We start from the raw sequence: 24,358 nt of genomic DNA, 5'->3' as shown, positions 1-24,358 counted from the left end.
CACATGAAAAAGATGCCCATATGTATTGGTGCCGGACTGGTGGCCTTAGATGTAATATTAAATGGGAGTCCATTGACTTTGCCTAAACTGTCCGCTGGAGGCTCATGTGGCAACGTGTTAAGCATTTTAGGCTATTTGGGATGGAGTAGTTATCCCGTGGCGCGGTTAGCGAATGATCAAGCCAGCTATGAATTAATCAATGACTTAAATAGATGGCATATTAATACTGACCATCTTTCTGTCAGCGATACAGGGAGTACACCTATCATTATACATAGGATTTTAAAAGATAAGGACGGCATGCCAATTCACCGTTTTGAATTCAGAGATCCAGAAACAAAATCTTGGCTGCCACAATTTAAAGCTATTACAAAACATGTCGCTTCAGAAGTAATTCAAAAAAATTTAGTCCCACAGCTATTTTATTTTGACCGGATGAATCCTGGAACTTTGGAATTAGCAACTTATTTGAAAGCAAAGGGAACGATAATCTTTTTTGAGCCATCGTCAATAAAAGACGAAAAGCAATTTGATAAATTTTTAGCTATTTCGGATATAGTTAAATTTTCACAAGACAGATTACCGGAATATAAAAGTCAATTCCCTGAGCCAAAATGTTTTTTAGAAATTGAAACCTTAGGTAAGGATGGATTAAATTTCAGAACTATAAGCGATATTACATCAAACGGGTGGCAGAATATTCCTGGATTTAGCCTTGATAAAGTTCAGGATGCAGCCGGTGCTGGAGATTGGTGTTCGTCAGGTATAATTAATTTACTCTGTTCAGGTGGCTATAGCAGCTTATTGAAGAAAACGAATACCGACATAAAGGGCGCACTTCTATATGGTCAAGCGCTTGGCGCACTTAATTGTCTATATGACGGCGCAAGAGGTTTGATGTATCATTATGGCCCTGATGAATTATTTGAGATAGTCTCTAAGTTCATTAATTGTAAGTCTGTTAGCCGACTTCATTTATCTACTTCACCTAGAATTGACATATCATCAATGTTAAAGTTCTCAGACTTATATAAAACTGTCTAATATACTTTTAGAAGGAACATTGTAAAATTCATAAGGGACGCACTGCAATAAAGTAGGTTTGCTTTTTAATAAACTCATTGCAATCACTGCCTGTTTCAAAGCATAAGCTTATTCGTCAAAACAAGCTTATGCTTTCCTCTTGAATTCAAGACACCAGATGTCAAAAAAAAATTTTAGTCAGAGTTACCCGAATTTTTAATTGCGCCGTTTTCCAGTCTATCTTTCAAATTTTTCATATCTTCTTTCAATTTTCTTTCAACGACTTTCGCATAAATTTGCGTGGTAGTGATCTTAGTATGCCCTAAAATTTTACTAACTGTTTCAATTGGAACCCCATTTGATAATGTAACTGTCGTAGCAAACGTATGGCGAGCAATGTGAAAGGTTACATTTTTTGTAATTCCACAAATATCGGCCAGCTCTTTTAAATAGCTGTTTACTTTTTGGTTCGATATGATTGGGAACACAGTACCATCGCACATCGCGCGAATATTCGTTTTGTATTTATCTAATATTTTTAAAGCCTGCGGCAATAGTGGCACATTAACGGGTATTAACGTTTTCTCCCGGCATGTTCTAATCCAGCGTTCTCCGTCACTACTGGCCACGATGTGAGATGGAGTTAAACTCATTACATCTACGTATGAAAGGCCTGTATAACAGCAGAAAACAAATATATCCCGTACCATGGCCAAGCGCTCGATAGTGATATGTTTTTCTTCTAGATTGGCTAAGTCCTTATCAGACAATTGCTCCCGGTTTACTTTTTGCATTTTCAATTTATAGTTAGCAAATGGGTCATTATCTATCCAACGAAGATTTTGCGCAAGGTTGACCATCTTTTTAAGCCTGATGATGTGTTTCATCACTCCGTTGTTATTCATAGGTTTTTGGTGATCTTTAGGTTTGTGATTACGAAGGAAGACCTCAAAATCTTTGACGAATTTGTAATCCAGTTGATGCAAGTAGATATCTGTGGCATTAAACTGCGCCTCCAGGAACTTCATTAAATAGCGCTGGGTGACATAATAATGTTTCAGCGTACTCCATTTCAGATCTTCAGTGGAAGTCTTGTTATGATAGGTTATAAGGCGGCTCAGGGAATATACTTCGGCTTCCTCTCCTAGATAATGGTCTTTAACGGCTTTGGCCGATAACATTTTCCTTTTGATCTGAAGTTCCTTGTAGCTATTGCCGATTGCAAGCCTAACTTCTTCCAAATAGTTGTTAATGGATTTAATTTCATCCTTATTACCCTTTGCAGCACCTTTACCGCTATCCCAATTTTTAGGATCAACATTTTGTTTTAATGCGATGTATGCCCGCTGGCGGTTTACGGTCACGCAGGCATAAATGGGTTCTTTTCCATCTTTCGCTTTGTCAGGACGGGTGGTAAAATGAATACCGAACGACTGTGATGTTTGCATAAAATTTGATTTTTAAGTTTAAATGTTTCATACTTCATCCCGTTTTTGGTAACACAGCAGGTAACTCAAACGCATGAAAAGTTGACTTTAAAAATAACTTTTAACGCTGCAATGGACTGTATTCCAATCTATTGAAGCGATTTGTGTTACCTAAGGTAAAAACAAAAAACAGGTAGTCGGATAGGTAACAAGAACGTTGGCTTTACAAAGGGTTGGTAAGGGGATAATTAATGAAAAAACCCCTTAAATCGTTGATTTAAGGGGTTTCGAGGGGTAGATCAGGTCTACTTTGTGCGCCCACCTGGGCTCGAACCAGGGACCAAAAGATTATGAGTCTTCTACTCTAACCAACTGAGCTATAGGCGCTGAAAATTTTGTTGATTTTCGAGGCGCAATATTACATATTTGCACTGAATTAGTAAAGCAAATAATGAAAAATATTAAAAATATCATCTTTGATTATGGCAACGTTATCTTCAACATCAGCTTCGAGAAAGCACAACAGGCTTGGAGTGAGCTGGGTATCAATAACTCCGGCGATTTCTTCGGCCATTTAAAACAGGATGAAATTTTTGACGCGTTTGACCGGGGTGAGATTACCGCGGCCGCTTTCAGAGACCGTATCAGGCACTTAACCGGTAATTCTGCTCTTACTGATGCGCAAATTGACAACGCATGGAACAGTATGCTGATCGGCGTAGCCGAAGGTACGCATGACTTATTGCTGCAACTAAAGAAAAAATACCGCACGTTTTTGCTCAGCAATATCAATGCTATTCATTACGATTTTATTATGAACTACCTGGAAAAAGAGTTCGGCTTTATGGGTAACGATCATTTATTTGAGAGAACCTACTACTCGCACCTTACCGGCAAACGCAAACCCGAAGCGGCTATTTTTGAAATGGTATTGAACGAGAATAATTTAAAGGCCGAAGAAACACTTTTTATTGATGATAGTCCGCAGCACCTGAAAGGGGCCGAAAAACTGGGCATCAACACTTTTTTAATGACAGTGCCCGACACTTTGCAGGCTTATTTTAATCGAAACGGATTATTGTAACGGCTGGCTAAACGGCACCTTGATCATAAAATAAGTGTGCTGCTTTAGCTTGCTTTGCACATAAATTTCGCCGCCTAATGATTTTACCAACCTGCGTACCACGTACAAGCCCAGCCCGCTACCGGTTGAGGCGGAGTGGCCGCGGTAATACATATCGTATATTTTACTGATAATACGCGGAGCTATACCCTGTCCGTTATCACTGAATTTTAGCACAAGGTTATCTTTATATTTAAACAAATACACTTGTATCAGTAAGCCTCCTTTGTGGAATGTGATTGAATTCTCAATCAAATTATCAAATATGCTGATGTAATCATGCGCGTTACCGATATGCTTTTCAGACAGGTTTACGTCAAACACCATCTTACCTCCTATTTCGGTTAAGCGCTGCTGGTACTTCGACCTTAAATTATTCAACAGCTTTTTAAAGTCAACCTCGCCTATTTGTGTTTTATATGAATAAGTGCTCAAAACATTCAGTTTTGAAAGCATGCCATCAAGCCGGTGTACCACCTGCTCACATTTGGCAAACAAGTCAAGCGCGTCCTCATCCGTTGTTACCAGTTTGGCCAGGTTGGCTAATCCCATAATATTGGCAAGCGGTGCCCTAAAATCGTGCGAGGTGCGGTAAAACAGGGTAAGCAACTCCTGGTTGGCAGCGGTTAGCTCAGCCGTACGTACAGCAACCGTTTGTTCAAGATTACGGTTAAGTTTGGTTATCTGCTGATTCTTCTTTTTCAGCTCGCGGTTGTTCTGTTCTATCTCATTTAACAACTCGATCTGCAATAATTTATTGGCGGCCAAATCAGCAATGCTGCGTATAAACTTAAAATCGAGTTCCGCATGTACTACGTGTGTTTTTGCCATCGTAGTAACCACTACGGACTGATCCTCAAAGTAAAATACCGGTAAAGCCCTTACATATTTTATTTTCGGATCAATAAATATCGTTTTGGCTAAAGGAGATATAGCCGGATCATCATCAGTGTAGCTCACCGGCAAACCATTAGCCAGCACCTCCAGTTCAAACCGGTGTATAGCGTTTTTTTTAGGGCGGGATATCTTGCATTCGCCCCTTGACACCTCAAAGCACCACACCTCACCCTTATGCCGGTGACAAACGCGCAGCACATAGGTATCAATGATGTATTTAGCATGAGCCGTAAGCGCTGCGCCTATATCATCAAATGACGCAGCCTTGTTAAGGTCAGTAGCAAAATTTGATAGCGCCTCATAGCGCAGCCGTTGCGAATTTTGAAGTATTCCTGCCGTGGAATCCATATTTACCTGGGCTCCATCAATTGGTTATCAATATGAATGCCCGATATATCGGCAATGGTATTTACCATATTGGTCAGGTCAGCCAGGGCCATCAGTTCCTGCACTTCTTCCAGGCTAAAACCCTCATCGCGCAGTTCTTCAAAATCGTCATCGGTAGTATTACGGGGCGCTAAAGCGCAGCGGGTAATTACTTCGATGGCCTTGCGGTATGATGACGGTATGTAGGCGCTCTGCAAATTATCCGTAAGTTTCAGGTCATCCTTGCCGGTAAGTGCCTTGCCCAGGCTATCGGCAATACTGCCATGTGCCTGCGCACAGTAATCACAGCCCTTTAAGTTGGATATATTGTATATTATAAGCTGCTTCAGCACAAAGGGCACCGTTCCGCGCAACATGGTGTTGCGTAACTTCTCCCAATTACCACGTAATACGGTGGCATTGTTGCCCTGGCATTTAAACCAGTTTAATACAAACGGAATACCCATTTCTTTCATGGTCTCCTCGTATATTAATTTCACCTCCGGACGTGCGTCCTCGTATTCAACTAACTTAAAACGTAACGACATATTTTTATAGGGGATTATATATCAAATCACCCCTTATCAGAAGTTAAAAAAGATCTGCTTTCCTATTAAATAGTAAATGGTAGATGTGCAGGCAACGCTGCTTAATTTGCAGATGGTCTGTCTCAGATACCCCTGCGCTTTTTTTCTTTTACAATGAGGCTAAGTTCACGCCCCATTTGTCCGGCTATGGCTGTATTCTCCTGCGCACGGCGAAAAAGGTAAGGCAAAACCGCCTTTATAGGGCCGTAAGGTACGTATTTTACTACATTATATCCCGCATTTGCCAAATTAAAGCTCAGGTTATCGCTCATACCCAGTAATTGCGAAAAGTAAACATGCGGATGCTTGTGTTCAATATCATGCTGATCCATCAGCTCGGCCAGCAGGCGGCAACTGCTTTCATTATGGGTACCGGCAACTACGGCAAGTGTATCAATGTTTTTTACCGCGTAACGTACGGCTTCATCATAATCCTTATCTGCCGATTGTTTGTCCGGCTGTATAGGCGATTGGTAGCCCATCTCCGCAGCACGCTTGCGCTCCTTTTCCATGTAGGCACCCCGCACTAATTTGGCACCCAATACAAAGCCTTCATTGGCCGCTATGGCATGGTCGGCTTTTAGCGAGGCAAGTTTATCGTGGCGGTATAATTGGTAAGTATTATAGATGATGATTTTCTCTTTATTAAAACGGCGCATCATGTCCATGGCCAGGGCATCAATGGTTAGCTGTATCCAGCTTTCCTCGGCATCAATCATTACTGGCACTTGTGCATCATACGCTTTTTGGCAAATATCAAGCACACGCTGTTGCACCTTGGCCCACTCGGCCATCTCATCAGCGGTAAGTGGGGCACCTGCATCCAGCTTTTCTAACAATGAAAAACGACCGACTCCGGTAACCTTAAATACGGTGATGGGAATAGCAGGATCGCCGGTAGCGCGTTTGATGGTGCGGATGATCTCGTCGCGGGTTTCATCAAATACAGCTTCTTCGTCCTCTCCTTCAACCGAATAATCAAGGATAGTACCCACCCCACCATCGTGCAGGTTTTTGATGGTAGCATCGCACTCAGCAATGGTTTCGCCGCCGCAAAACTGCTTAAATATGGTGCCCTTGATAAGCCCTTTAATCGGCAGACCGATATTAACGGCAAAGTTGGTAATGGGCGGCCCTATCTTAACCAAAAAGTTAACATTAATAATACGGAACAGCCAGTAAGCTCGTTTTAGCTCACCGTTGGTTGAATGCCTGAAAGCCACTTCCGTATTATCAAAAGATAGTCCTTCGGCGGGTTTAGCACTGCCGTTTGTAGAGTACGAGGTCATATGGTGCAAAAATATAAAATGCGTTAATTAAATCGCTCATTTATGCCGCAATAGTTTAATTTTGCCGCATACATGATCAATTTTGAACTACAGGGCGAGTACATCCCACTAATTCAGCTACTTAAAGCCACCAATTTGGTACAAACCGGCGGCGAAGCGCAAATTGTTGTTACCGAGGGCGAAGTAAAGTATAACGGCCAGGTTGACTACCGCAAACGCCTGAAAGTAAAAAAGGGCGACGTTGTTGAGTTCAGAAAACAAACCATCAGGATCATTTAAATTATGCAAACCATCCAGAGCGATAACTACCCTATTTTTTTTGAAAACAGTATTGATGAACTTATAGCGTTTATTGAGCGTGGTAAATACAGCCGTTTTTTTGTTTTAACCGACGAAAATACCAGCGTACACTGCCTGCCCAAATTAACCGATAAGCTTAACACCCTGGGTAATTACGACCTGATCGAAATAAACGCCGGCGAGGAAAGCAAGAACATTGACTTTTGCATTGGCGTATGGAAAATGCTGATTGATTTTGAGGCTGACCGAAAAAGCCTGCTGGTAAACCTGGGCGGCGGTGTAATTACCGATATGGGCGGTTTCGCGGCATCAACCTATAAACGGGGGATCGATTTTGTGCACATGCCTACTACCCTGCTTTCGCAGGTTGACGCGTCGGTTGGTGGTAAAACGGGGATTGATGTGGATGGTATTAAAAACATCATCGGCACATTTACCCAGCCCAAGGCGGTTTTTATTGATACCGATTTTTTGGATACCCTGCCTCCACGACAGATACTATCGGGCCTGGCCGAAATGCTGAAACATGGCCTGATACTGGATGCCGCTTACTGGAATGAGCTTAAACAAAGCGACCTTACCAAGCCTTCAACCGGGCTGGTACACCGTTCGGTAGTGTTGAAAAATGAGGTGGTGATGGAAGATCCTACGGAAAAAAACATCCGCAAGAGCCTGAACTTTGGCCACACCATTGGCCACGCCATTGAAACGTGGGCATTGAATGATAAACCCGACTCGCTTACCCACGGAGAAGCCATTGCCATAGGCATGATTTGCGAAAGCTACCTGGCCCACAAAAAAACAGGGTTAAAGGCTGAGGAACTGAATGAGATCACCGCTACTTTCAATAAGCTATACCCACGCTTTAGCTTTAGCCCTGATATTTATGAGGAGCTTTATGGCATAATGCTAAAGGACAAAAAGAACATGGACGGTAAAGTAAACTGCACCCTCCTATCCGCTATCGGGAAGTTCAACATTGATAACATTTGCACCAAAGAGGAACTTTTTGAAGCGCTGGATTATTATCGTAACCTGCAATAGCTATGAAGGGCAAGGTACCCGGCATTATTGTAACCGTAATCGGTGTAGCCATGTTCTTTATGGGGATTGACGGATTTGCACACCGAGGACCGATATCAGAGGTTTACAGTAAAATTACCATGTATAGTTTTATGCTCTGGCTTCCGGTAGTAATTATCGGCATTATATTAATTACCCTAAGAAAACCTAAAGTCAAAAACAACTAACTACAAATTCTCCCCGGCCGGGCCTTGCTCTTTGTTTGAGCTTGTGGATTCCTCCTGCTCAACGGCATCGGTTTTAACGCTTTTGTTTAGTTGCGTATCGGTACCGGTGTTCTCGCCAATCTCATCACGGTGCAGGTTGCTGTCGTCGTTGGTTTGTTTTATATCTTTTGGATCGTTATTCATGATGTAATGTTTTATTCAATAACGCTGCGGATATGTTTTAGTTTAATAAAACCGCTTTAAAGTATATATTAGCTGCTAATTACTATGCCTGAATTTATCTCAAAAGTACAGCACAAAAACTACGAAACCGGCGAGTTTTCTGCCGAGAAACCTCGTGACCTGGAAGAAACCATAGCGCTGATTAAAGCATTCCCCTGGGAGGATGAACGCCACTTGACGGACATTCAACTAACAGGGCCGTCGATAACGATATGTAATGAAGCAGGCGAGTATTTGAAAATCGGTTTGTATTTTAACGGCAAGTTTGCTCAATATTACTTTGACCGAAAAGAAAAGCTATATGAGTTTTATACGGCGGACATTGAAGAAATAATTTTAACTGTTCATAGTTTCTTTCAGGACACTCTTCCTAAAAAGCTATTTGACAGAAAACACTTTACTTTCAACAGTAAAAACCATTTTCTAACCCATGATTTCACTTATGAATTTAATATTTATTTATGGTGTTTAAAGGTTCTTTTCGGCGGTTTATTTACTTTTTTCTTTTTATGGACAGGCTTGGTAATCATGCACGGTTACGCGTCAATATTTGCAGTATTCTGTATAATTCCGGCGTTAATTTTATTTAGGAATATCAACCACTATTTATATTCTAAAGGTCTCAAGATAGTTATTTCGAAAGGTAAAGATCATTTTTACTTGTATACCGATACCACAAAAAACAAGTTGTACAAAAAAGATGTAGAAAAAATTATTGTATCAGAAATACCTTTTTCAAGACGTCCTGCAAGATTGTGCGCAGAGATTATCTTTAAAGATGGCCGGAGTATTAAGTTGTCATCATTAGTAATACAACCATTAACACTTGTTTCAAAGCTCAAAAATATAAAAGTTGAACATACATATAATCACTTGCCGCTTTTAAATAAGAAATCAATAGATGCTTTTTTAAAAACATTTTAAATTTTATTTGGAACAAATTATCCAAACGCTTACATTAGCGGCATCAAACAAAACGATGATTAATAACAACGCATATTTTTACGGTTTTTACTTTTACTTTAACAGGTAAGAGCCGGGACTGATATGCACTAACTAACATACAGAAGAAACTGAAAAGTCCCGGCCCGATAAAGGCCGGGACTTTTTGCTTTAACAGGGTTATGATAAACGGAACACCACGGGTTGCAATACAGGGTATACGCGCCTCCTTTCACGAAGAGGCCGCCTTCAGGTACTTTGGCGAGGACATTCAGACTATTGAATGCAACTCTTTTAAACAAACTTTTGAAGCCCTGAAAAACGGCGAGGCTGACTATGTGGTAATGGCTATAGAGAATAGTATTGCCGGCAGCCTGCTGCCTAACTACTCGCTGCTGCTAAACTACAACTTCCCGGTGGTGGGCGAGGTTTACCTGCCTATACAACTGCACCTGATGGCGCTGCCGGGCGTGGCGTTTGAGGATGTTAAAACGGCTATGTCGCACCCGATTGCTATACGCCAGTGTGTTGATTTTTTTGAGGACTATCCGCAGATCAAGATCGTGGAGAGTAATGATACCGCCGCCTGCGCCAAACGCATTCGTGAGGAACAGCTTACCGATACCGTAGCTATTGCCAACACGCTGGCCGCCAAACTATACGGCCTTGAAATTTTAGAGCGCCGCATCGAATCGAACAAAAAGAACTTTACCCGTTTTTTAATACTCACCACGCATGACAATGCAGTTAAGGTGGAGGCCAACAAAGCATCGTTATGCTTCCAAGTGAGTAATGAGGTAGGCTCGCTGGCCAAGGTGCTTAATATTTTAGCCGAGAACAACATCAACATGAGCAAGATACAGAGCATGCCGGTACTGGGTAAACGTAACGAATATAACTTTTACCTGGACGTGGAATGGGCTGAGCAGCCCAATTATGATACCGCACTGCGCCAAATATTAAAGTACACACACAACTTTAATATACTGGGCGAATATAAGCGGTATGAGGAGGGGCTTTCATAGCTTTGGTAGTCCGGAAGTCGGTAGGACCGAAAGTCCGGAGATAGGAAAAACAAAAACTTCCGGACTTTCCGACTTTTCGGACTTCCGGACTCAAAACAAAACAATTAATTAACACAATATAAAATTTACTTCCGGACTTTCGGTCTTACCGACTTCCGGACTCAAAAAACAAACAACGATCATGAAACTGAATTTAAACATAGAACCATTAAATACCTGGATAACATCGGGTAAAGAGCCCTTGGTAATTGCAGGCCCTTGCAGTGCCGAAACTGAGGATCAATTAGTAGCCACCGCTAAACTACTGGCCAACACCGGAAAAATTACCGCACTGCGTGCAGGTATCTGGAAACCACGTACCCGTCCGGGTGAGTTCGAGGGTATCGGCAGCATTGGCCTGGAGTGGTTAAAACGCGCTAAAGAAGAAACCGGCCTGCCAACTGCAGTTGAGGTTGCTACTGCTAAACACGTTGAAGAAGCCTTGGCTGCCGGAGTTGACATTCTTTGGGTAGGTGCACGTTCAACCGCTAACCCTTTCACTGTACAGGAAATTGCTGATGCCCTTAAAGGTGTTGATGTACCGGTAATGGTAAAAAACCCGGTTAACCCTGATCTTTCATTATGGATTGGTGCTTTAGAGCGTATCAACAACGCGGGCATTACTAAGCTGGCGGCTATTCACCGTGGTTTTTCATCACATGGTAATACTACCTTCCGTAACGACCCGATGTGGGATTTGGCCATCAGCCTGAAAACACAGGTGCCTGATCTGCCGATCATCAATGACCCAAGCCACATTACCGGTAACCGCGACCTGATCGGCTACATCGCTCAAAAGGCGTTCGATTTGGATATGCAAGGCGTGATGATCGAATCGCACATTGACCCTTCAGTTGCCTGGACAGATGCTAAACAACAGGTTACCCCTGCTGCCCTGTCAGACATTATTGACCACCTTACCTTGCGTAAACCTGAAGTTAAAAGCGCTGCTGTAAGTGATAAATTAACCGAGCTACGCAACAAGATAGACAAAATTGATGACCTGATCATCCAGAAAGTTGCTGAGCGTATGACCATTGCCGAGCAAATTGGCAAATACAAAAAAGAGAATAACATCACCATTTTACAGGTAAACCGTTGGGAAGAGATCCTGAAAAAAACCACCGATTATGGTAAGGCCTTGAAACTCGACGCTGAGTTTACCGAGAAACTGTTAGAACTGGTTCACACAGAGTCTATCCGTCGCCAGGGTATCATCCTGAACGAAGGCCAGGAGCAAGTGGAAGAAAAATTAACCCAAGCGTAACCAGGGATAATGAGTAGTAGTAACATCATCCTTACTAAAACAGATAAAACCGCCAACGGCACCATACAACTTACAGGCTCAAAAAGCGAGTGCAACCGTGCGCTCGTTATTGAGGCCCTGAGTGGCGGCCGCGTAAAGGTTAAAAACCTGTCGGACGCGGCGGATACTGTTACGCTGGCAGGGATATTGAAAGACCATAGTCCATCGACCATAGTCCATGAACAAAGCGTTGACCATGGACTATCGACTATCTACAATGGGCCAAAAACGGTAAACATCGGCCCGGCGGGGACGGCTATGCGTTTTTTGACGGCTTATTTCGCACTGCAACCGGGTGAGGTAATACTTACCGGTACCGAGCGTATGAAACAGCGCCCTATCGGTATTTTGGTTGATGCCTTGCGTAAACTGGGCGCTAACATTACCTATGCTGAAAAGGATGGCTTTCCGCCGTTGCAAATAAGCGGCGGCTTTGAGCAGCAAACCAACCAAATCAGCATTAAGGGTGACATTAGCAGTCAGTATATTACCGCTTTGTTACTGATAGCCGCTAAGTTGCCGCAAGGTTTAGAGCTGCATATTGAGGGGGAGCTTACCTCCCGCCCTTATGTGGAGATGACCTTGGCTATGCTGAAGCAAGCAGGCATTCAGCATAGCTGGGAAGGCAACGTGATCAGCATAGCTAACCAGGAGTTCAGCGAGACATCGCTACCTGTGGAGCCTGACTGGAGCGCGGCATCTTACTGGTACGCCATTGCTGCATTGGCTGATGAAGCCGAACTGTTTTTACCCGGACTAACCTCATACAGCTTGCAGGGCGATAGCGTGATCACCGAGATCATGGCGAACTTTGGCATCACCTCACAGTTTAAAGATGGTGGTGTTCATTTGAAAAAGGAGCCGAAACCTATCCAACGCAAAATATTCGACATGAAGGAATGCCCTGATTTGGCGCAAACCGTTATTGTGGTATGCGCGGCATTAGGGCACGAAGCTACCTTTACAGGCTTGGAAACCCTGAAAATAAAGGAAACCGACCGTGTTGCAGCCTTACAGAACGAATTGGGCAAAATGGGCGTTAAGCTGATTGAAAAGGGTTTAGTTTACAAACTGGATTGCAGCGAAAAGTTTATTCCCGAAAGTATTTTCATCAATACTTATGAAGATCACCGTATGGCCATGGCCTTTGCGCCGCTGGCACTGGTAATTCCGCAAGTGGAGGTTGAAGATGCTATGGTTGTCGAAAAATCATACCCGGCATTCTGGCAGGATCTGGAAAAAGTCAATTTTGAGCTGAAAGCGTAAAGGTTAAAGCTAAAAGCTAAGAACAATTACAAACCGTCAGTGCGAGGTACAAACCCACCCAACCCTCCCAAAGGGAGGGCTAAAATCAAGTCCTCCCCTTGGGGGAGGATTTAGGAGGGGTTAAACCTGGCAAGACGTAAATAAAATAATATCTCAATACTCATATCTAACTTCTCATATCTATCACCATGGCAGGCAATACCTTCGGGCAAATATTCAGGATAACAACATTTGGCGAATCGCATGGCGAGGCTATCGGTGTGATTGTAGACGGTTGCCCGGCGCAGTTACCGGTTGACCTGGATTATATTCAGGCTGAGCTGGATAAGCGTAAACCCGGGCAGTCAAAGATTACCACACAGCGTAAGGAGAGCGATACGGTGCAGATACTTTCGGGCACGTTCGAGGGCAAAACTACGGGTACGCCTATCGCCATGATCATCCCGAATGAAGATCAGCGCTCCAAGGATTATGGCCATAATGTGGATGTATTCCGTCCGTCACATGCCGACTTTACCTACTTTACCAAGTACGGCATCCGCGATCATCGTGGTGGCGGCCGTTCATCAGCCCGCGAAACCGCGGCGCGTGTAGCGGCTGGCGCACTGGCCAAGCTATTCCTGAAAACGCAGGGTATTGAGGTGTTCGCGCATGTAAGCAGCGTAGGCAAAATAAACGCACCTAACGTGGATATTAATAATGCTTCGGCTTTTATTGAAGCCCGTGAGCAAAACATCGTGCGCTGTGTAGACCCTGCTGCTGCCGAAGAAATGATCGAATTTATCGACGGCATCCGAAAGCAAGGCGACACTGTTGGCGGTAAAGTTACCTGCTTTGCTACCAATGTACCCGTTGGCTTAGGCGAGCCGGTATTTGATAAACTACACGCCGATTTAGGCAAGGCCATGCTGAGCATTAACGCTGTACATGGTTTTGAATTCGGTTCCGGTTTTGAGGGCAGCGAGATGCGAGGCTCCGAGCATAATGACATATTCCGCAATAATGAGGGTAAGGTGGAAACCATCACCAACTTTTCGGGCGGTATACAGGGCGGTATCAGCAATGGTATGCCTGTCGAGTTCAGGGTAGCGTTCAAGCCTGTAGCGACCATTATGCACAATCAGCAAACCGTTAACAGCGCCGGCGAAGCATCAGAGATCAGCGGCAAAGGCCGCCACGACCCTTGTGTGGTACCACGCGCCGTGCCTATTGTTGAGGCCATGGCGGCGCTGGTTTTAGCCGACCATGTGCTGCGCAACAGGACCGCTAAAGTATAATCGTTACAAACATCCCCATAAAAAGCACGTTATGTTTACATGATACGTGCTTTAATATACGACCTTGATAACACCGTTTACCCGGCAAAGTCCATAGCTGGCGAGCTGTTTACCGACCTTTTTAAACTGATTGAAGAGCAGGCAGACGGCCTGAGTTCATCGGACATTGAAACCGCTAAGGAAGAAATGACCAAAAGGCCGTTCCAAAAAATAGCCGACGAACTTGGCTTTAGCGACAGCCTGATAGAACAGGCGACCGAATTACTGAGGAACCTTACCTACAACAAGCCTATGGAGGCTTATGATGATTACCGTTACGTTAAAACCCTGCCTGTAGATAAATTTTTGGTAACCACCGGTTTTGTAAAGCTGCAAAACAGCAAGGTAAAAATGCTGGGCATCGCCGGAGATTTTAAGCAGATCTACGTGGTTGACCCGGACAGTACCGAAAAGACCAAGCGTCACATGTTTACGCAGATCCTGGAAAAGTATAACTACTCGGCAGACGAAGTACTCATCATTGGCGACGATCCGGAATCAGAGATCAAGGAAGCTAAAGCAGTGGGTATAAAAACCGTGTTATACGATCGTGAAAAAATATATACTGACGCTGAGGCCGATTACCGAATCACCAATCACCACGATATAAGCGAGCTGGTATTATAATCCGGCTTGTAATATTTTCACTGTAACCAAGAGCTGCCCAGTATGCCGCATGGTATGCTCGGCGGCATGTACCAGCAGGCCAATAACCGTTGAAGGTATTTGCGCCCTGCCCACGCCTCTGAAATCAGTAAGGGTGGCCTCATCGGTGTTGCGTAGTTGCGCTAAGGCTTTATCTACCTGCGTACTAAATGCCGAAGCTAAATCGGCCGCAGTGTATGGTATTTGAGCCAACTTCCCTTCCTGTGATAAGTAAGTTAACTGCTCAGCATTCAACATTTCGCCACGGGCATAAGTAAAAAGCCTGTCGAGCACACCGGTTAAGTGCTGCAAATGAAAAGCTGGCGATGCCTGTCCGGCAGGGTTTTTATATAGCAGATCATCCGGAAAACCTTTCATTAACGCATTAATCTCCTCATTTGCCTGCAATAGCGCATGTGCTACGGGTTGCAACAATGCCGGGACACCAGCAACAGGGCCACGCTGCCAAACTTCCGGGAGCTTTTTACTTTCCATAACGCTAATCTATGTAAAAAGCTATTTGCCAAAGTAAGCCGTGTGTAAATACTGTGGTACGGCTATTGCATTAAACGGTTCGACACATTTATCATCTATATATGATTACTAAAACAACCCATAAAAAAACCTTATTATTTGTAGCTGCCATTGCCCTGGCGTTTATTGCCGTAATACCGGGATGTAAAAAAAGCAAATCGGACCTGGCAAAAGAAATGGCCAGCGCTACCGGCAACAAAGCATTTAAGGACATGACCAACGAAGGTTTTGCCGAGGCCTTTAAAAAAGCGATTGCCGACAATAAAGCCAATCTTACCTATCCTGATGTTATTGCATCGTACTATAGCCAGAATGACTATGAGCCCGTGCTGGTGCTTAACAACCTGAAAAAGGATGGTTTGAAAACTTTAACTACTTACCTTAGCAATGCCTCGCAGCATGGTATCAACCCGCAGATCTTTCGTACCGATACGATTAAAGCTTTGCTTGCCCGAATTCAGGATAAAAAAGCCATTAAAAATGTTGATGCTGCCTACAGCACTCTGGCTAAACTGGAGCTGCTTACCGCAAACTCATTAATGCGTTATTCAAACGCCATGCAGTTTGGATTGGTTAGTCCGCGTAAAATATACCAGCGTTACTATACCACTACCTTGCGCCCCGACAGTGCATCCAATAAAAAGATCTTCGCTGTTACAGATTTGAAAACATACCTGGACAGCATCCAGCCAAAAAGCTCGCAATACAAAGCCTTGCAAAAGGCATTAGCTGATAAGGTGCAGGCCCCCGGCATGACACCTGAAGAAAGTGAACGTTACCTTGCCGTAAACCTGGAGCGCCTGCGCTGGAAGAATAAACCGGATGCCAAGAAATATGTGATCGTAAATATTCCTGATTACCGCCTGGATGTGATGGAGGATGGAAAATCAGCATTAAACATGAAGGTTTGTGTGGGCGAAGGCCGTAATATGGATAAAGAAGTAAGTTTGGTAGAGTATGATGAAAGCGATAAGGTTGACCGCCCTTTCTCACGCGAAACACCTCAGTTAAACAGCCAGATCTATACCGTACAGGTTAACCCGGTCTGGAATATTCCAACCAGCATCGCTTCTAAAGAAATTATGGTTGAAGCCGCTCAAGACCCTTATTATCTGGATAACAAAGGCATCGATGTATACCAAAACGGCAAAAAGGTTGATGACCCTGAAACTATTGACTGGGGCAGCGCGTCAAAAACTGAATACTCCTTTAAACAACGCCCGGGTGACGGAAATGCATTGGGTAAGATCAAATTTTTGTTTAAGAACGGCAGCAGTGTTTACCTGCATGATACGCCTGCTAAAAACGCCTTTAACCAAAACATGCGCGCGGTTAGCCACGGTTGTGTACGTGTTGAGCAGCCTCAAAAACTGGCTGAAGCGCTGTTTGGTAATGGCGATAAGTATAAAACCATTGTAGAGAAAATGGAAAACCCAAGCGATAAGCCAACCGATATATCCTTACCAAGCAAGGTGCCTGTTTACTTAACCTACGTTACCTGTTGGGTTGATGAAGGCGGAAAATTGCAATTCAGGCCGGACGTTTATGGGCTTGACGTTGTGCTTTACGGTTATATGAAAAAGATGCTGACCGTATAATCAGCAAAAATGATTACAAAAAAAAACGGTGCAGGTTTAAAATCTGCACCGTTTTCTTTTTTATATAGAAGGAAATTATTAAAGTACTTTAGCCACATGCTGACCATCGGCAGCGGTTAATAAAAATTGTTCGGCTATATTTTCGTCCAGATATTTTGAAGCGAAACGAGTGTCATTACCAGCTATATACAGCATGTTTCTACCTTTAATGGTATTAATAACGGTTTCACAAACCTCAGGAGACACTGCCGGACAACCGTGGCTGCGGCCTAAACGGCCTAATTGGTTAATTGAAGCCTGGCTCACATAATCAGCCGCGTGTACCACAATGGCACGCTGGCGGGCATTACTGTTAAAACCGGCATCCATACCATTCAACCTTAAGGAACGACCATGTTTACCTACATAAACATCGTCAGTGACGTAAAAACCAAGGCTGCTTTGATGCGAGTGTTCGGTGTTTGAAAAGGCTGCCGCCATATCGTCACCACTACCCTGCCCGTGCGATACCCAGGTATTCAGCAACAGCTTTTTAGCTGCCAGGTCAATGATCCACATGCGTTTTTCACGGCTTGATCTATTAAAATCAACCACGGTAATTACGTTGCTGTTTTCAGGCAGTTTATGCGCCATTTTAAGGTTAATATAACCTGTAATCGCTTTTTGAAAAACAAGTGCATCCATACCGGTAAGCTGTAGCTGCGCGGTGTTGTAAATGTCGGTAACATACTGCCCGTATAATTCGCTAAGCGTAGCGGTATGTTTTGTGGTGGAGGTAACTTTATGTGCACTTTTATTATTTGAAGCCGGGCTCCAACTAATAAAACCTATTGAAAAAACGATCAAAAGTGTGCAAGCCACCCATAAAAAATATTTTCTCATATTCATTTAAAATTAGCTACTGTTAATAATTTTAAAAGCGTTGAGATTTAGGTATTAAAGAATGTATCTCGTGAATTGGAAAACAAATATACGCATTAAGCAGAGATTTATTGTCACCCAAATAACACAATAGCTTTAAAAGAAATTAAATTTCCTTTAAAGCTATTGAAGATCATTGAATTAACTATTTTGATTATTTCACCCACCTAACCTTTTGCTCAAGCGGTGTGGTACGCCTGCCTTCGGGTTGGGCATCGGTATAACCTAAATACAGCAGGCCAAGTACGGCATCCTCTTCGCTAAGCTCTAAAAAGTTTTTCATGGCCGGTTTCAGCGTCATGCCACCTGTACTCCAAAATGAGGCTATATTTAGTGCCGTAGCCGCAATTAAGGTGTTTTGTATAGCCGCCGAAGCTGCCGCCACCTCTTCTATAGCCGGTATGTTAGGGTTGCTTCCACGTTTCATGATAGCGATAACCACGTGCGAAGCATTGTTGCCTATATTTTGCAGGTTGGTATATGTCGCCTCTTTAAAATTTTCGGCCGGAGTATGGGTTTTGTACAACTCAGCATGTTGCTTGCAAAAAACCGTCGGATCTTCATAGATCACAAAACGCCATGGCTCGGTAAAAGCGTGGGTTGGTGCCCAGTCGGCCAGCTCCAATAGAGCGGCAATGTGGCCATTAGGTATTTTTTGCCCGTTCATTACGGCCGGTTTAATGGTACGGCGGTTTTTTATAACGGTTGATATGGTTGAAAATGTGTTGTTATCCATAAAATATAATCTTGTTTAACGAGCGCAAATTAAGTAAATTTTATGGCGTGATGGAATTGACACCCTTAATTAGTTGATATACTCAATAATCGTGGCGTTTTTACCGAGAACTTCCTCATCTGGCTGCGGGTAAAATGATTGGTTATTTTGTAGTTATCACGATAAAGAAATTGAACCATTATGGGATAATTGTTTGCCGCACTAACGTTAATAATTTTACCCTCTCTAAAGTTGAACAGATCGAAAACCCAATAAGCGTGGTTATTAAATTCATATTGCTTATAATGCTGCGTAATTATTTCATAACGACCATCACCATTCAGATCATACTCATCATTATCGAAAAAATCCATATAATATACAGCCGAGAATTTACTGCCACCCCTATTAAATAAGAACAGCTTATGCATGAGCGAGCCAGCCAGGCCACTACCATTATTGTACGTTTTTAATTTAAAGTCGACTAATCCGTTACCATCAATATCAGCAGCGTAAAGGGCAGAGTCAGATGGCAAAGTATTCCATAGCGGCCCTAAATCAGCTAAAATTTTTTTGATACATGTGTTATTGTAATATACAGATACTTTAACGTCACCTCTACCCTCTTCAAGTTTAATTGAATAACCTTTATAAGTACTTGATTTTGCAACGAATTGTGAATCATTTTGTATAAGCACTTTCAAAGAGAGAGCCTTGTACTTAGGTTTCGGATATTTTTCAAAAGGATATTGGGCGTAACTATTAAGCCCGGAGATCAGCAGGATGATAAGGATGAGGTATTTCATATAAACAACAATGCCTTCCCAAATATAACCAGGAAGGCATCATAATAAAGTTTTTTATATATACCGCTTTAAAATATCGGCGGAAATTTATTTGGATTACTTTCACTCACCATATTATAAACTGCTTCTATCACATCATCAACGCTTGGTTTGGTAAAGTAATCACCATCCGAACCGTAAGGCGGGCGGTGTTCCTTGGCCGTAAGCGTTTTAGGCTGTCCGTCAAGATAGTAATAACCGTTTTGATTCTCTATTATTTTTTGCAGGATGTAAGCTGATGCTGCTCCGGGCAGGTCTTCATCAACCACCAGCAGCTTATTGGTTTTTTGCAGGGATGCGCCACAGGCATTATCCAGATCAAAAGGATAAAGGGTTTGCGGGTCGATCACCTCAACACTCACACCCATCTTTTCCAGTTCGGGCAGGGCTTCCTGCACCACACGCAGCGTTGAGCCGTAGGATACTACAGTAATATCAGTACCTTCATGTAAAACCTCGGCCTTACCCAGCGGCACAGTAAATTCGCCTACGTTCTCGGGTAATTTCTCTTTAAGGCGATAGCCGTTAAGGCATTCAACCACTAATGCAGGCTCATCGCCACGCAGCAGGGTATTGTACATGCCGGCAGCCTGTGTCATGTTACGGGGTACGCAAATATGCAGGCCACGCATGGAGTTCAATATCAAACCCATGGGCGAACCTGAATGCCAGATCCCTTCTAAGCGGTGCCCGCGGGTACGCACAATAAGCGGTGCCTGCTGCCCGCCCGCGGTACGGTAGCTCAGGCTGGCCAGGTCATCACTCAATACGTTGATGGAGTACAGCAGGTAATCCATATACTGTATCTCCGCAATAGGCCGTAAACCACGCATGGCCAAGCCTACCCCCTGCCCAATAATAGTTGATTCGCGTATGCCGGTATCGGTAATCCGCAGGTCGCCATATTTGTTTTGAAGCCCGGCAAACCCTTGGTTTACATCGCCAATGGCACCTACGTCTTCACCAAAGGCAACAATGCGTGGATCGCGTTCAAAATTGGCATCAAAGCAGGCATTAAGCACTTCGCGCCCGTCAAGCATCTTTGCATGCTCATCATACTCGGCCGCTACAACAGGTACATTAAGCGGTGAGTATGGCGTATTTGAAAATAATTTCGAGTTGTATCTTTTACTGTTTTTTTCTACTTCGTCAGCAAGCCAGTCCAGCAAGGCCTTGCGTTCAATAAGCTGCTCGTGGGTAGTAAGGCGCAGCGCTTTACGTACGGCGCCTACCATATCCTTACGGCCCGGGTCAACACCGGCACGCAAATGGGCAATAATATTAGTAAGCTCTGCCTTGGCTGATGAATATTGTGCCAACTGATCTATCAGTTGCACCGTTTCATTCATTTCGGCATCTATCTCAGTGGTCAGCTCGTTCCAGGCTTCGCGCTGGCAATCGCGCACGTGTTTTTTGGCGGCTGCCTCAAGCACATCAATTTCTTCCGGACTTGCGATGGCCGACTCGATCATCCATTTACGCATTTGGCGCAGGCAATCATATTCATCCTCCCAGGCCAGGCGCTCCTTTGATTTATAACGCTCGTGCGAACCTGATGTGGAATGCCCCTGTGGCTGTGTCATCTCCATAACGTGGATCAATACCGGCACATGCTGTTCGCGGCAAAGGCGTATGGCGTACTGGTAAGTTTCGCAAAGGGCTACATAATCCCATCCGCGCACTTTAAAAATCTCGTAACCATTGGTGCCCTTTTCCCGCTGGAAACCTTGCAATGCTTCGGAGATATCTTCCTTGGTGGTTTGCAGGCTTGCAGGTACGGAGATAGCATAGGCATCATCCCAAACGGAAATAGCCATAGGCACCTGCAATACCCCACCGGCGTTAAAGGTTTCAAAAAACAGCCCTTCGGATGTGGAGCCGTTACCTATGGTTCCAAAGGCTACCTCATTACCGGTTACCGAAAAATTATTAAACTGATGCAGATCCGGGTTTTGGCGGTATAACTTTGAGGCGTAAGCCAAACCCAGCAAACGCGGCATGTGCCCCCCGGTGGTTGACATATCTGAAGAGCAGTTCATACGCTCAGCCTGGTTTATCCAGGTACCATCCGGGTTAACATAACGGGTGGCATAGTGGCAATTCATCTGCCTGCCGCCCGAGGCCGGTTCTTTTTCCGTATCGGGGTGCGCGTATAACTGCGCGAAAAACTCTTTAAGATTGCTCATGCCCGTAGCGAACATGAAGGTTTGATCACGATAATAGCCCGCGCGCCAGTCGCCGTTACGGAAGGCCTTGGCCATGGCTATCTGCGCCACCTCCTTACCATCACCAAATATGCCGAACTTCGCTTTACCCGTAAGCACCTCGCGCCTGCCAAGCAAACTTGCCTGGCGGCTTTCAAAGCCTACGCGGTAATCATTAATGACGATCTGCTTAAAATCATCAAAACTGATCTCGGCAGCATCATCTTTTCCGGCGGTATAGAGGGCAGTTTTTGACATAGAAAATTCCGTTTGAGCGGTAAAATTATAAAATTCTATTTTGTAAATTTATATTTTACAATCAAACAACCGTCAATTAACGTTGGTTTATATTTAAAAAGGTATATTTGTTACAACAACTATGATGAATATGAAAAAGTTACTACTAATATGCGCAGTCGTTTTCGGCTTTGCTTTAACAGCTTCCGCGCAAGACACCAAACCCGAATTTAAGTTTGTTGAAGAAAAACACGACTTTGGTAAAATACCACAAGGCACACCGGTATCAACCGTTTTTGTGTTTACCAATGTGGGCCAGGAGCCCCTTATACTTGCTGATGTAAGGCCAACATGTGGCTGTACTATTGCTGACTTTACTAAAACTCCGGTTAAAAAAGGCGAAAAAGGCAATATCAAGGTTACTTACAATGCGGCAGCCGTATCACCGTTCAGCAAAACTATTGTGGTAACATCAAACGCTAAAACCCCGCAAAAAAACCTGATCATTGTTGGTGAGGTTACCGCTAAGGATGCCAAAACAACAACCAAATAATTTTTTTTGTTATTCTATTGAAGAGGCAAATTCTCTTCCCATAAAAAAATCCCTTACCAAAACGGTAAGGGATTTTTTTATATTTAACTATTTAAATTAGCGGGTATAATTAGGTGCTTCTTTAGTAATAGTGATATCGTGCGGATGCGATTCGCGGATACCTGAGGCGGTGATCCTTACAAAGCGTGCCTGCTGTAGGGTAGGAATATCCTTAGCACCGCAGTAACCCATACTGGCACGTAAACCACCTACATACTGGTATACTACCTCGGCAAGAGTACCTTTGTACGGTACACGGCCTACAATACCTTCGGGTACCAGCTTTTTAATATCATCCTCAACATCCTGAAAATAGCGGTCTTTTGAGCCTTGCTCCATCGCCTCTATTGAACCCATACCACGGTATGATTTAAAGCGGCGGCCTTCGTAAATAATGCTCTCGCCCGGCGACTCCTCAACACCGGCAAACAGCGAACCTGCCATAATAGAACTTGCACCGGCTGCAATGGCCTTGGCAATATCGCCTGTGTGTTTTATACCACCATCGGCAATTACCGGTACGCCTGTGCCCTCAAGGGCTTTAGCACACTCATAAACAGCGTATAATTGCGGTACACCTACACCGGCTATAATACGGGTTGTACAAATAGAACCCGGGCCAATACCAACTTTAACAGCATCGGCACCGGCATCGGCAAGGGCTTTGGCAGCATCGCCTGTGGCAATGTTACCGGCTATAACCTGCAAATCGGGATATTTGGCTTTTACTTCTCTCAGCTTATCAATAACTCCTTTTGAGTGGCCGTGCGCCGTATCAATAGCGATAACGTCAACACCTGCTTTAACCAGCGCGTCTACACGGTCCATGGTATCAGGGGTAACACCTACGGCTGCACCTACACGCAGGCGGCCATGCTCGTCCTTACACGCGTTAGGGAAGTTTTTAAATTTTTGTATATCCTTAAAGGTGATCAAACCGATCAATACGTTTTGCTCATCAACCACAGGAAGTTTTTCAATTTTGTGGTTTTGCAATATCTCTTCGGCTTGTATTAACGTGGTGCCTTTAGGGGCGGTGATCAGGTTGCTTTTGGTCATCACATCCTCAACACGCTTGGTACCGTCTTTCTCAAAACGCAGATCGCGGTTGGTAATGATGCCTTTTAGCTGGCCTTCATCATTTACAACGGGGATGCCGCCAATGCGGTATTCCTTCATTATTTTAAAAGCATCAGCCAGTAAAGCGTGCACATTAAGTGTAACCGGATCCTGAATCATCCCGCTCTCTGAGCGTTTTACCTTACGTACCTCATCAGCCTGGCGTTGTATGCTCATGTTTTTATGAAGCATACCCATACCGCCTGCCTGTGCCATTGCAATAGCAAGCTGCGCTTCGGTAACGGTATCCATAGCGGCCGAAACCAATGGTACGTTCAGCTTAATTTTTTTGGTAATGTAAGATGATGTGTCTACTTCGCGGGGTAGTATTTCTGAGTATGCCGGTAACAGCAATACATCATCATACGTTAAACCTTCGGCGACAAATTTTGAGGACTCTGACTGCATAGCAAATAATTTTAGGAGTTATTATTTGCCGGGCAAAGGTATGATTTTATTTTGATTTTTAGCATACCGGGTAACTAATTCGTACCGGGTAGCTTTAATATTGCTTTAGAGTGATAATGATACAGGAGGTTGTATTTAGTATGACACAACCTCCTATATCTA

24 protein-coding genes and 1 tRNA gene are annotated in these 24,358 nt (G+C 43.8%); 13 read left to right on the top strand and 12 right to left on the bottom strand.

Annotated elements, in window-relative coordinates; genetic code table 11:
* Window positions 1–3: 3 nt before the first annotated feature.
* Window positions 4–1,044 (top strand): PfkB family carbohydrate kinase, encoded by a 1,041-nt coding sequence (locus tag AC3WJC_RS04075; protein ID WP_492397792.1) that lies wholly within the window; start codon window positions 4–6, stop codon window positions 1,042–1,044.
* 173 nt (window positions 1,045–1,217) lie between these two features.
* On the opposite strand, the gene AC3WJC_RS04070 is transcribed toward AC3WJC_RS04075, so the two are convergent.
* Both AC3WJC_RS04070 and AC3WJC_RS04065 read right to left on the bottom strand, forming a co-directional pair.
* Complete coding sequence (locus tag AC3WJC_RS04070; RefSeq protein ID WP_492397791.1) at window positions 1,218–2,471, bottom strand: site-specific integrase; 1,254 nt, start codon at window positions 2,469–2,471, stop codon at window positions 1,218–1,220.
* 292 nt (window positions 2,472–2,763) lie between these two features.
* Window positions 2,764–2,837 (bottom strand) — tRNA-Ile (locus AC3WJC_RS04065).
* A gap of 64 nt (window positions 2,838–2,901) precedes the next feature.
* Here AC3WJC_RS04065 and AC3WJC_RS04060 point away from each other — a divergent pair.
* Window positions 2,902–3,534: an HAD family hydrolase gene (locus AC3WJC_RS04060; protein WP_492397790.1), complete on the top strand. Its 633-nt coding sequence runs from the start codon at window positions 2,902–2,904 to the stop codon at window positions 3,532–3,534.
* On the opposite strand, the gene AC3WJC_RS04055 is transcribed toward AC3WJC_RS04060, so the two are convergent.
* The 3 genes from AC3WJC_RS04055 to AC3WJC_RS04045 form a co-directional block, all read right to left on the bottom strand.
* Window positions 3,526–4,818, bottom strand: a complete 1,293-nt coding sequence (locus AC3WJC_RS04055) for a sensor histidine kinase (protein WP_492397789.1) — start codon at window positions 4,816–4,818, stop codon at window positions 3,526–3,528. The two genes, AC3WJC_RS04060 and AC3WJC_RS04055, sit on opposite strands and share 9 nt — an antisense overlap.
* Before the next feature lie 2 nt (window positions 4,819–4,820).
* A complete protein-coding gene (locus tag AC3WJC_RS04050) occupies window positions 4,821–5,384 on the bottom strand; it encodes a carboxymuconolactone decarboxylase family protein (RefSeq protein WP_492397788.1) in 564 nt (187 codons plus the stop codon).
* 122 nt (window positions 5,385–5,506) lie between these two features.
* On the bottom strand, window positions 5,507–6,712 hold the full coding sequence (locus AC3WJC_RS04045; protein WP_492397787.1) for a proline dehydrogenase family protein: 1,206 nt from the start codon (window positions 6,710–6,712) through the stop codon (window positions 5,507–5,509).
* 72 nt (window positions 6,713–6,784) lie between these two features.
* Here AC3WJC_RS04045 and AC3WJC_RS04040 point away from each other — a divergent pair, with 72 nt between their 5' ends.
* Genes AC3WJC_RS04040 through AC3WJC_RS04030 form a run of 3 tightly spaced genes read left to right on the top strand, consistent with a single transcriptional unit; the run spans window position 6,785 to window position 8,262 of the window.
* Window positions 6,785–6,991 (top strand): RNA-binding S4 domain-containing protein, encoded by a 207-nt coding sequence (locus tag AC3WJC_RS04040; RefSeq protein ID WP_345331565.1) that lies wholly within the window; start codon window positions 6,785–6,787, stop codon window positions 6,989–6,991.
* A gap of 3 nt (window positions 6,992–6,994) precedes the next feature.
* A complete protein-coding gene (gene aroB / locus AC3WJC_RS04035; protein WP_492397786.1) occupies window positions 6,995–8,056 on the top strand; it encodes a 3-dehydroquinate synthase in 1,062 nt (353 codons plus the stop codon).
* A gap of 2 nt (window positions 8,057–8,058) precedes the next feature.
* Window positions 8,059–8,262 carry a hypothetical protein gene (locus AC3WJC_RS04030; RefSeq protein WP_492397785.1) on the top strand — a complete coding sequence of 68 codons (204 nt, stop codon included), beginning with the start codon at window positions 8,059–8,061 and terminating at the stop codon, window positions 8,260–8,262.
* Here the strand turns inward: AC3WJC_RS04030 and AC3WJC_RS04025 are convergent, their stop codons facing one another.
* Window positions 8,263–8,445, bottom strand: a complete 183-nt coding sequence (locus AC3WJC_RS04025) for a hypothetical protein (RefSeq protein ID WP_492397784.1) — start codon at window positions 8,443–8,445, stop codon at window positions 8,263–8,265.
* Between the two features lie 84 nt (window positions 8,446–8,529).
* Between AC3WJC_RS04025 and AC3WJC_RS04020 the strand changes: the two genes are divergently transcribed.
* From AC3WJC_RS04020 to AC3WJC_RS03995, 6 genes are all read left to right on the top strand, one after another.
* Window positions 8,530–9,408, top strand: coding sequence for a PH domain-containing protein (locus AC3WJC_RS04020; protein WP_492397783.1), 879 nt, complete (start codon window positions 8,530–8,532; stop codon window positions 9,406–9,408).
* Between the two features lie 200 nt (window positions 9,409–9,608).
* Entirely contained in the window at window positions 9,609–10,451 is an 843-nt protein-coding gene (locus AC3WJC_RS04015) for a prephenate dehydratase (protein ID WP_492397782.1), read from the top strand.
* Window positions 10,452–10,632: 181 nt separating this feature from the next.
* Entirely contained in the window at window positions 10,633–11,757 is a 1,125-nt protein-coding gene (locus AC3WJC_RS04010; RefSeq protein ID WP_492397781.1) for a chorismate mutase, read from the top strand.
* 9 nt (window positions 11,758–11,766) lie between these two features.
* Window positions 11,767–13,062 carry a 3-phosphoshikimate 1-carboxyvinyltransferase gene (aroA, locus tag AC3WJC_RS04005; RefSeq protein ID WP_492397780.1) on the top strand — a complete coding sequence of 432 codons (1,296 nt, stop codon included), beginning with the start codon at window positions 11,767–11,769 and terminating at the stop codon, window positions 13,060–13,062.
* Window positions 13,063–13,250: 188 nt separating this feature from the next.
* On the top strand, window positions 13,251–14,339 hold the full coding sequence (gene aroC, locus AC3WJC_RS04000) for a chorismate synthase (RefSeq protein WP_492397779.1): 1,089 nt from the start codon (window positions 13,251–13,253) through the stop codon (window positions 14,337–14,339).
* 39 nt (window positions 14,340–14,378) lie between these two features.
* Complete coding sequence (locus tag AC3WJC_RS03995; RefSeq protein WP_492397778.1) at window positions 14,379–15,005, top strand: HAD family hydrolase; 627 nt, start codon at window positions 14,379–14,381, stop codon at window positions 15,003–15,005.
* Here the strand turns inward: AC3WJC_RS03995 and AC3WJC_RS03990 are convergent.
* Complete coding sequence (locus tag AC3WJC_RS03990) at window positions 15,000–15,518, bottom strand: DinB family protein (protein ID WP_492397777.1); 519 nt, start codon at window positions 15,516–15,518, stop codon at window positions 15,000–15,002. The two genes, AC3WJC_RS03995 and AC3WJC_RS03990, sit on opposite strands and share 6 nt — an antisense overlap.
* A gap of 101 nt (window positions 15,519–15,619) precedes the next feature.
* On the opposite strand from AC3WJC_RS03990, the gene AC3WJC_RS03985 reads away from it, so the two are divergent.
* The gene (locus AC3WJC_RS03985) at window positions 15,620–17,155 is read left to right on the top strand and encodes a L,D-transpeptidase family protein (RefSeq protein ID WP_492397776.1); all 1,536 of its coding nucleotides are present in this window, start codon (window positions 15,620–15,622) and stop codon (window positions 17,153–17,155) included.
* Between the two features lie 78 nt (window positions 17,156–17,233).
* On the opposite strand, the gene AC3WJC_RS03980 is transcribed toward AC3WJC_RS03985, so the two are convergent.
* From AC3WJC_RS03980 to AC3WJC_RS03965, 4 genes are all read right to left on the bottom strand, one after another.
* A complete protein-coding gene (locus tag AC3WJC_RS03980; protein WP_492397775.1) occupies window positions 17,234–18,037 on the bottom strand; it encodes a murein L,D-transpeptidase catalytic domain family protein in 804 nt (267 codons plus the stop codon).
* Window positions 18,038–18,230: 193 nt separating this feature from the next.
* On the bottom strand, window positions 18,231–18,812 hold the full coding sequence (locus AC3WJC_RS03975) for a nitroreductase family protein (protein WP_492397774.1): 582 nt from the start codon (window positions 18,810–18,812) through the stop codon (window positions 18,231–18,233).
* Window positions 18,813–18,877: 65 nt separating this feature from the next.
* Window positions 18,878–19,597 carry a hypothetical protein gene (locus AC3WJC_RS03970; RefSeq protein ID WP_492397773.1) on the bottom strand — a complete coding sequence of 240 codons (720 nt, stop codon included), beginning with the start codon at window positions 19,595–19,597 and terminating at the stop codon, window positions 18,878–18,880.
* A gap of 68 nt (window positions 19,598–19,665) precedes the next feature.
* Window positions 19,666–22,098 carry an alpha-ketoacid dehydrogenase subunit alpha/beta gene (locus tag AC3WJC_RS03965; protein WP_492397772.1) on the bottom strand — a complete coding sequence of 811 codons (2,433 nt, stop codon included), beginning with the start codon at window positions 22,096–22,098 and terminating at the stop codon, window positions 19,666–19,668.
* 130 nt (window positions 22,099–22,228) lie between these two features.
* Between AC3WJC_RS03965 and AC3WJC_RS03960 the strand changes: the two genes are divergently transcribed.
* Window positions 22,229–22,630 carry a DUF1573 domain-containing protein gene (locus tag AC3WJC_RS03960; RefSeq protein ID WP_492397771.1) on the top strand — a complete coding sequence of 134 codons (402 nt, stop codon included), beginning with the start codon at window positions 22,229–22,231 and terminating at the stop codon, window positions 22,628–22,630.
* A gap of 96 nt (window positions 22,631–22,726) precedes the next feature.
* Here AC3WJC_RS03960 and guaB read toward each other — a convergent pair whose 3' ends face one another.
* On the bottom strand, window positions 22,727–24,196 hold the full coding sequence (gene guaB / locus AC3WJC_RS03955) for an IMP dehydrogenase (protein WP_492397770.1): 1,470 nt from the start codon (window positions 24,194–24,196) through the stop codon (window positions 22,727–22,729).
* Window positions 24,197–24,358: the final 162 nt, after the last annotated feature.

The organism is Mucilaginibacter sp. FW306-07-L, assembly GCF_058782065.1.
This window is presented reverse-complemented; position numbering and strand designations above follow the sequence as displayed.

Coding starts and splice junctions, on each gene's coding strand:
- AC3WJC_RS04075 (WP_492397792.1), top strand. CDS start 4: ATGAAAAAGATGCCCATATGTATTGGTGCCGGACTGGTGGCCTTAGAT.
- AC3WJC_RS04070 (WP_492397791.1), bottom strand. CDS start 2,471: ATGCAAACATCACAGTCGTTCGGTATTCATTTTACCACCCGTCCTGAC.
- AC3WJC_RS04060 (WP_492397790.1), top strand. CDS start 2,902: ATGAAAAATATTAAAAATATCATCTTTGATTATGGCAACGTTATCTTC.
- AC3WJC_RS04055 (WP_492397789.1), bottom strand. CDS start 4,818: ATGGATTCCACGGCAGGAATACTTCAAAATTCGCAACGGCTGCGCTAT.
- AC3WJC_RS04050 (WP_492397788.1), bottom strand. CDS start 5,384: ATGTCGTTACGTTTTAAGTTAGTTGAATACGAGGACGCACGTCCGGAG.
- AC3WJC_RS04045 (WP_492397787.1), bottom strand. CDS start 6,712: ATGACCTCGTACTCTACAAACGGCAGTGCTAAACCCGCCGAAGGACTA.
- AC3WJC_RS04040 (WP_345331565.1), top strand. CDS start 6,785: ATGATCAATTTTGAACTACAGGGCGAGTACATCCCACTAATTCAGCTA.
- aroB (WP_492397786.1), top strand. CDS start 6,995: ATGCAAACCATCCAGAGCGATAACTACCCTATTTTTTTTGAAAACAGT.
- AC3WJC_RS04030 (WP_492397785.1), top strand. CDS start 8,059: ATGAAGGGCAAGGTACCCGGCATTATTGTAACCGTAATCGGTGTAGCC.
- AC3WJC_RS04025 (WP_492397784.1), bottom strand. CDS start 8,445: ATGAATAACGATCCAAAAGATATAAAACAAACCAACGACGACAGCAAC.
- AC3WJC_RS04020 (WP_492397783.1), top strand. CDS start 8,530: ATGCCTGAATTTATCTCAAAAGTACAGCACAAAAACTACGAAACCGGC.
- AC3WJC_RS04015 (WP_492397782.1), top strand. CDS start 9,609: ATGATAAACGGAACACCACGGGTTGCAATACAGGGTATACGCGCCTCC.
- AC3WJC_RS04010 (WP_492397781.1), top strand. CDS start 10,633: ATGAAACTGAATTTAAACATAGAACCATTAAATACCTGGATAACATCG.
- aroA (WP_492397780.1), top strand. CDS start 11,767: ATGAGTAGTAGTAACATCATCCTTACTAAAACAGATAAAACCGCCAAC.
- aroC (WP_492397779.1), top strand. CDS start 13,251: ATGGCAGGCAATACCTTCGGGCAAATATTCAGGATAACAACATTTGGC.
- AC3WJC_RS03995 (WP_492397778.1), top strand. CDS start 14,379: ATGATACGTGCTTTAATATACGACCTTGATAACACCGTTTACCCGGCA.
- AC3WJC_RS03990 (WP_492397777.1), bottom strand. CDS start 15,518: ATGGAAAGTAAAAAGCTCCCGGAAGTTTGGCAGCGTGGCCCTGTTGCT.
- AC3WJC_RS03985 (WP_492397776.1), top strand. CDS start 15,620: ATGATTACTAAAACAACCCATAAAAAAACCTTATTATTTGTAGCTGCC.
- AC3WJC_RS03980 (WP_492397775.1), bottom strand. CDS start 18,037: ATGAGAAAATATTTTTTATGGGTGGCTTGCACACTTTTGATCGTTTTT.
- AC3WJC_RS03975 (WP_492397774.1), bottom strand. CDS start 18,812: ATGGATAACAACACATTTTCAACCATATCAACCGTTATAAAAAACCGC.
- AC3WJC_RS03970 (WP_492397773.1), bottom strand. CDS start 19,597: ATGAAATACCTCATCCTTATCATCCTGCTGATCTCCGGGCTTAATAGT.
- AC3WJC_RS03965 (WP_492397772.1), bottom strand. CDS start 22,098: ATGTCAAAAACTGCCCTCTATACCGCCGGAAAAGATGATGCTGCCGAG.
- AC3WJC_RS03960 (WP_492397771.1), top strand. CDS start 22,229: ATGAAAAAGTTACTACTAATATGCGCAGTCGTTTTCGGCTTTGCTTTA.
- guaB (WP_492397770.1), bottom strand. CDS start 24,196: ATGCAGTCAGAGTCCTCAAAATTTGTCGCCGAAGGTTTAACGTATGAT.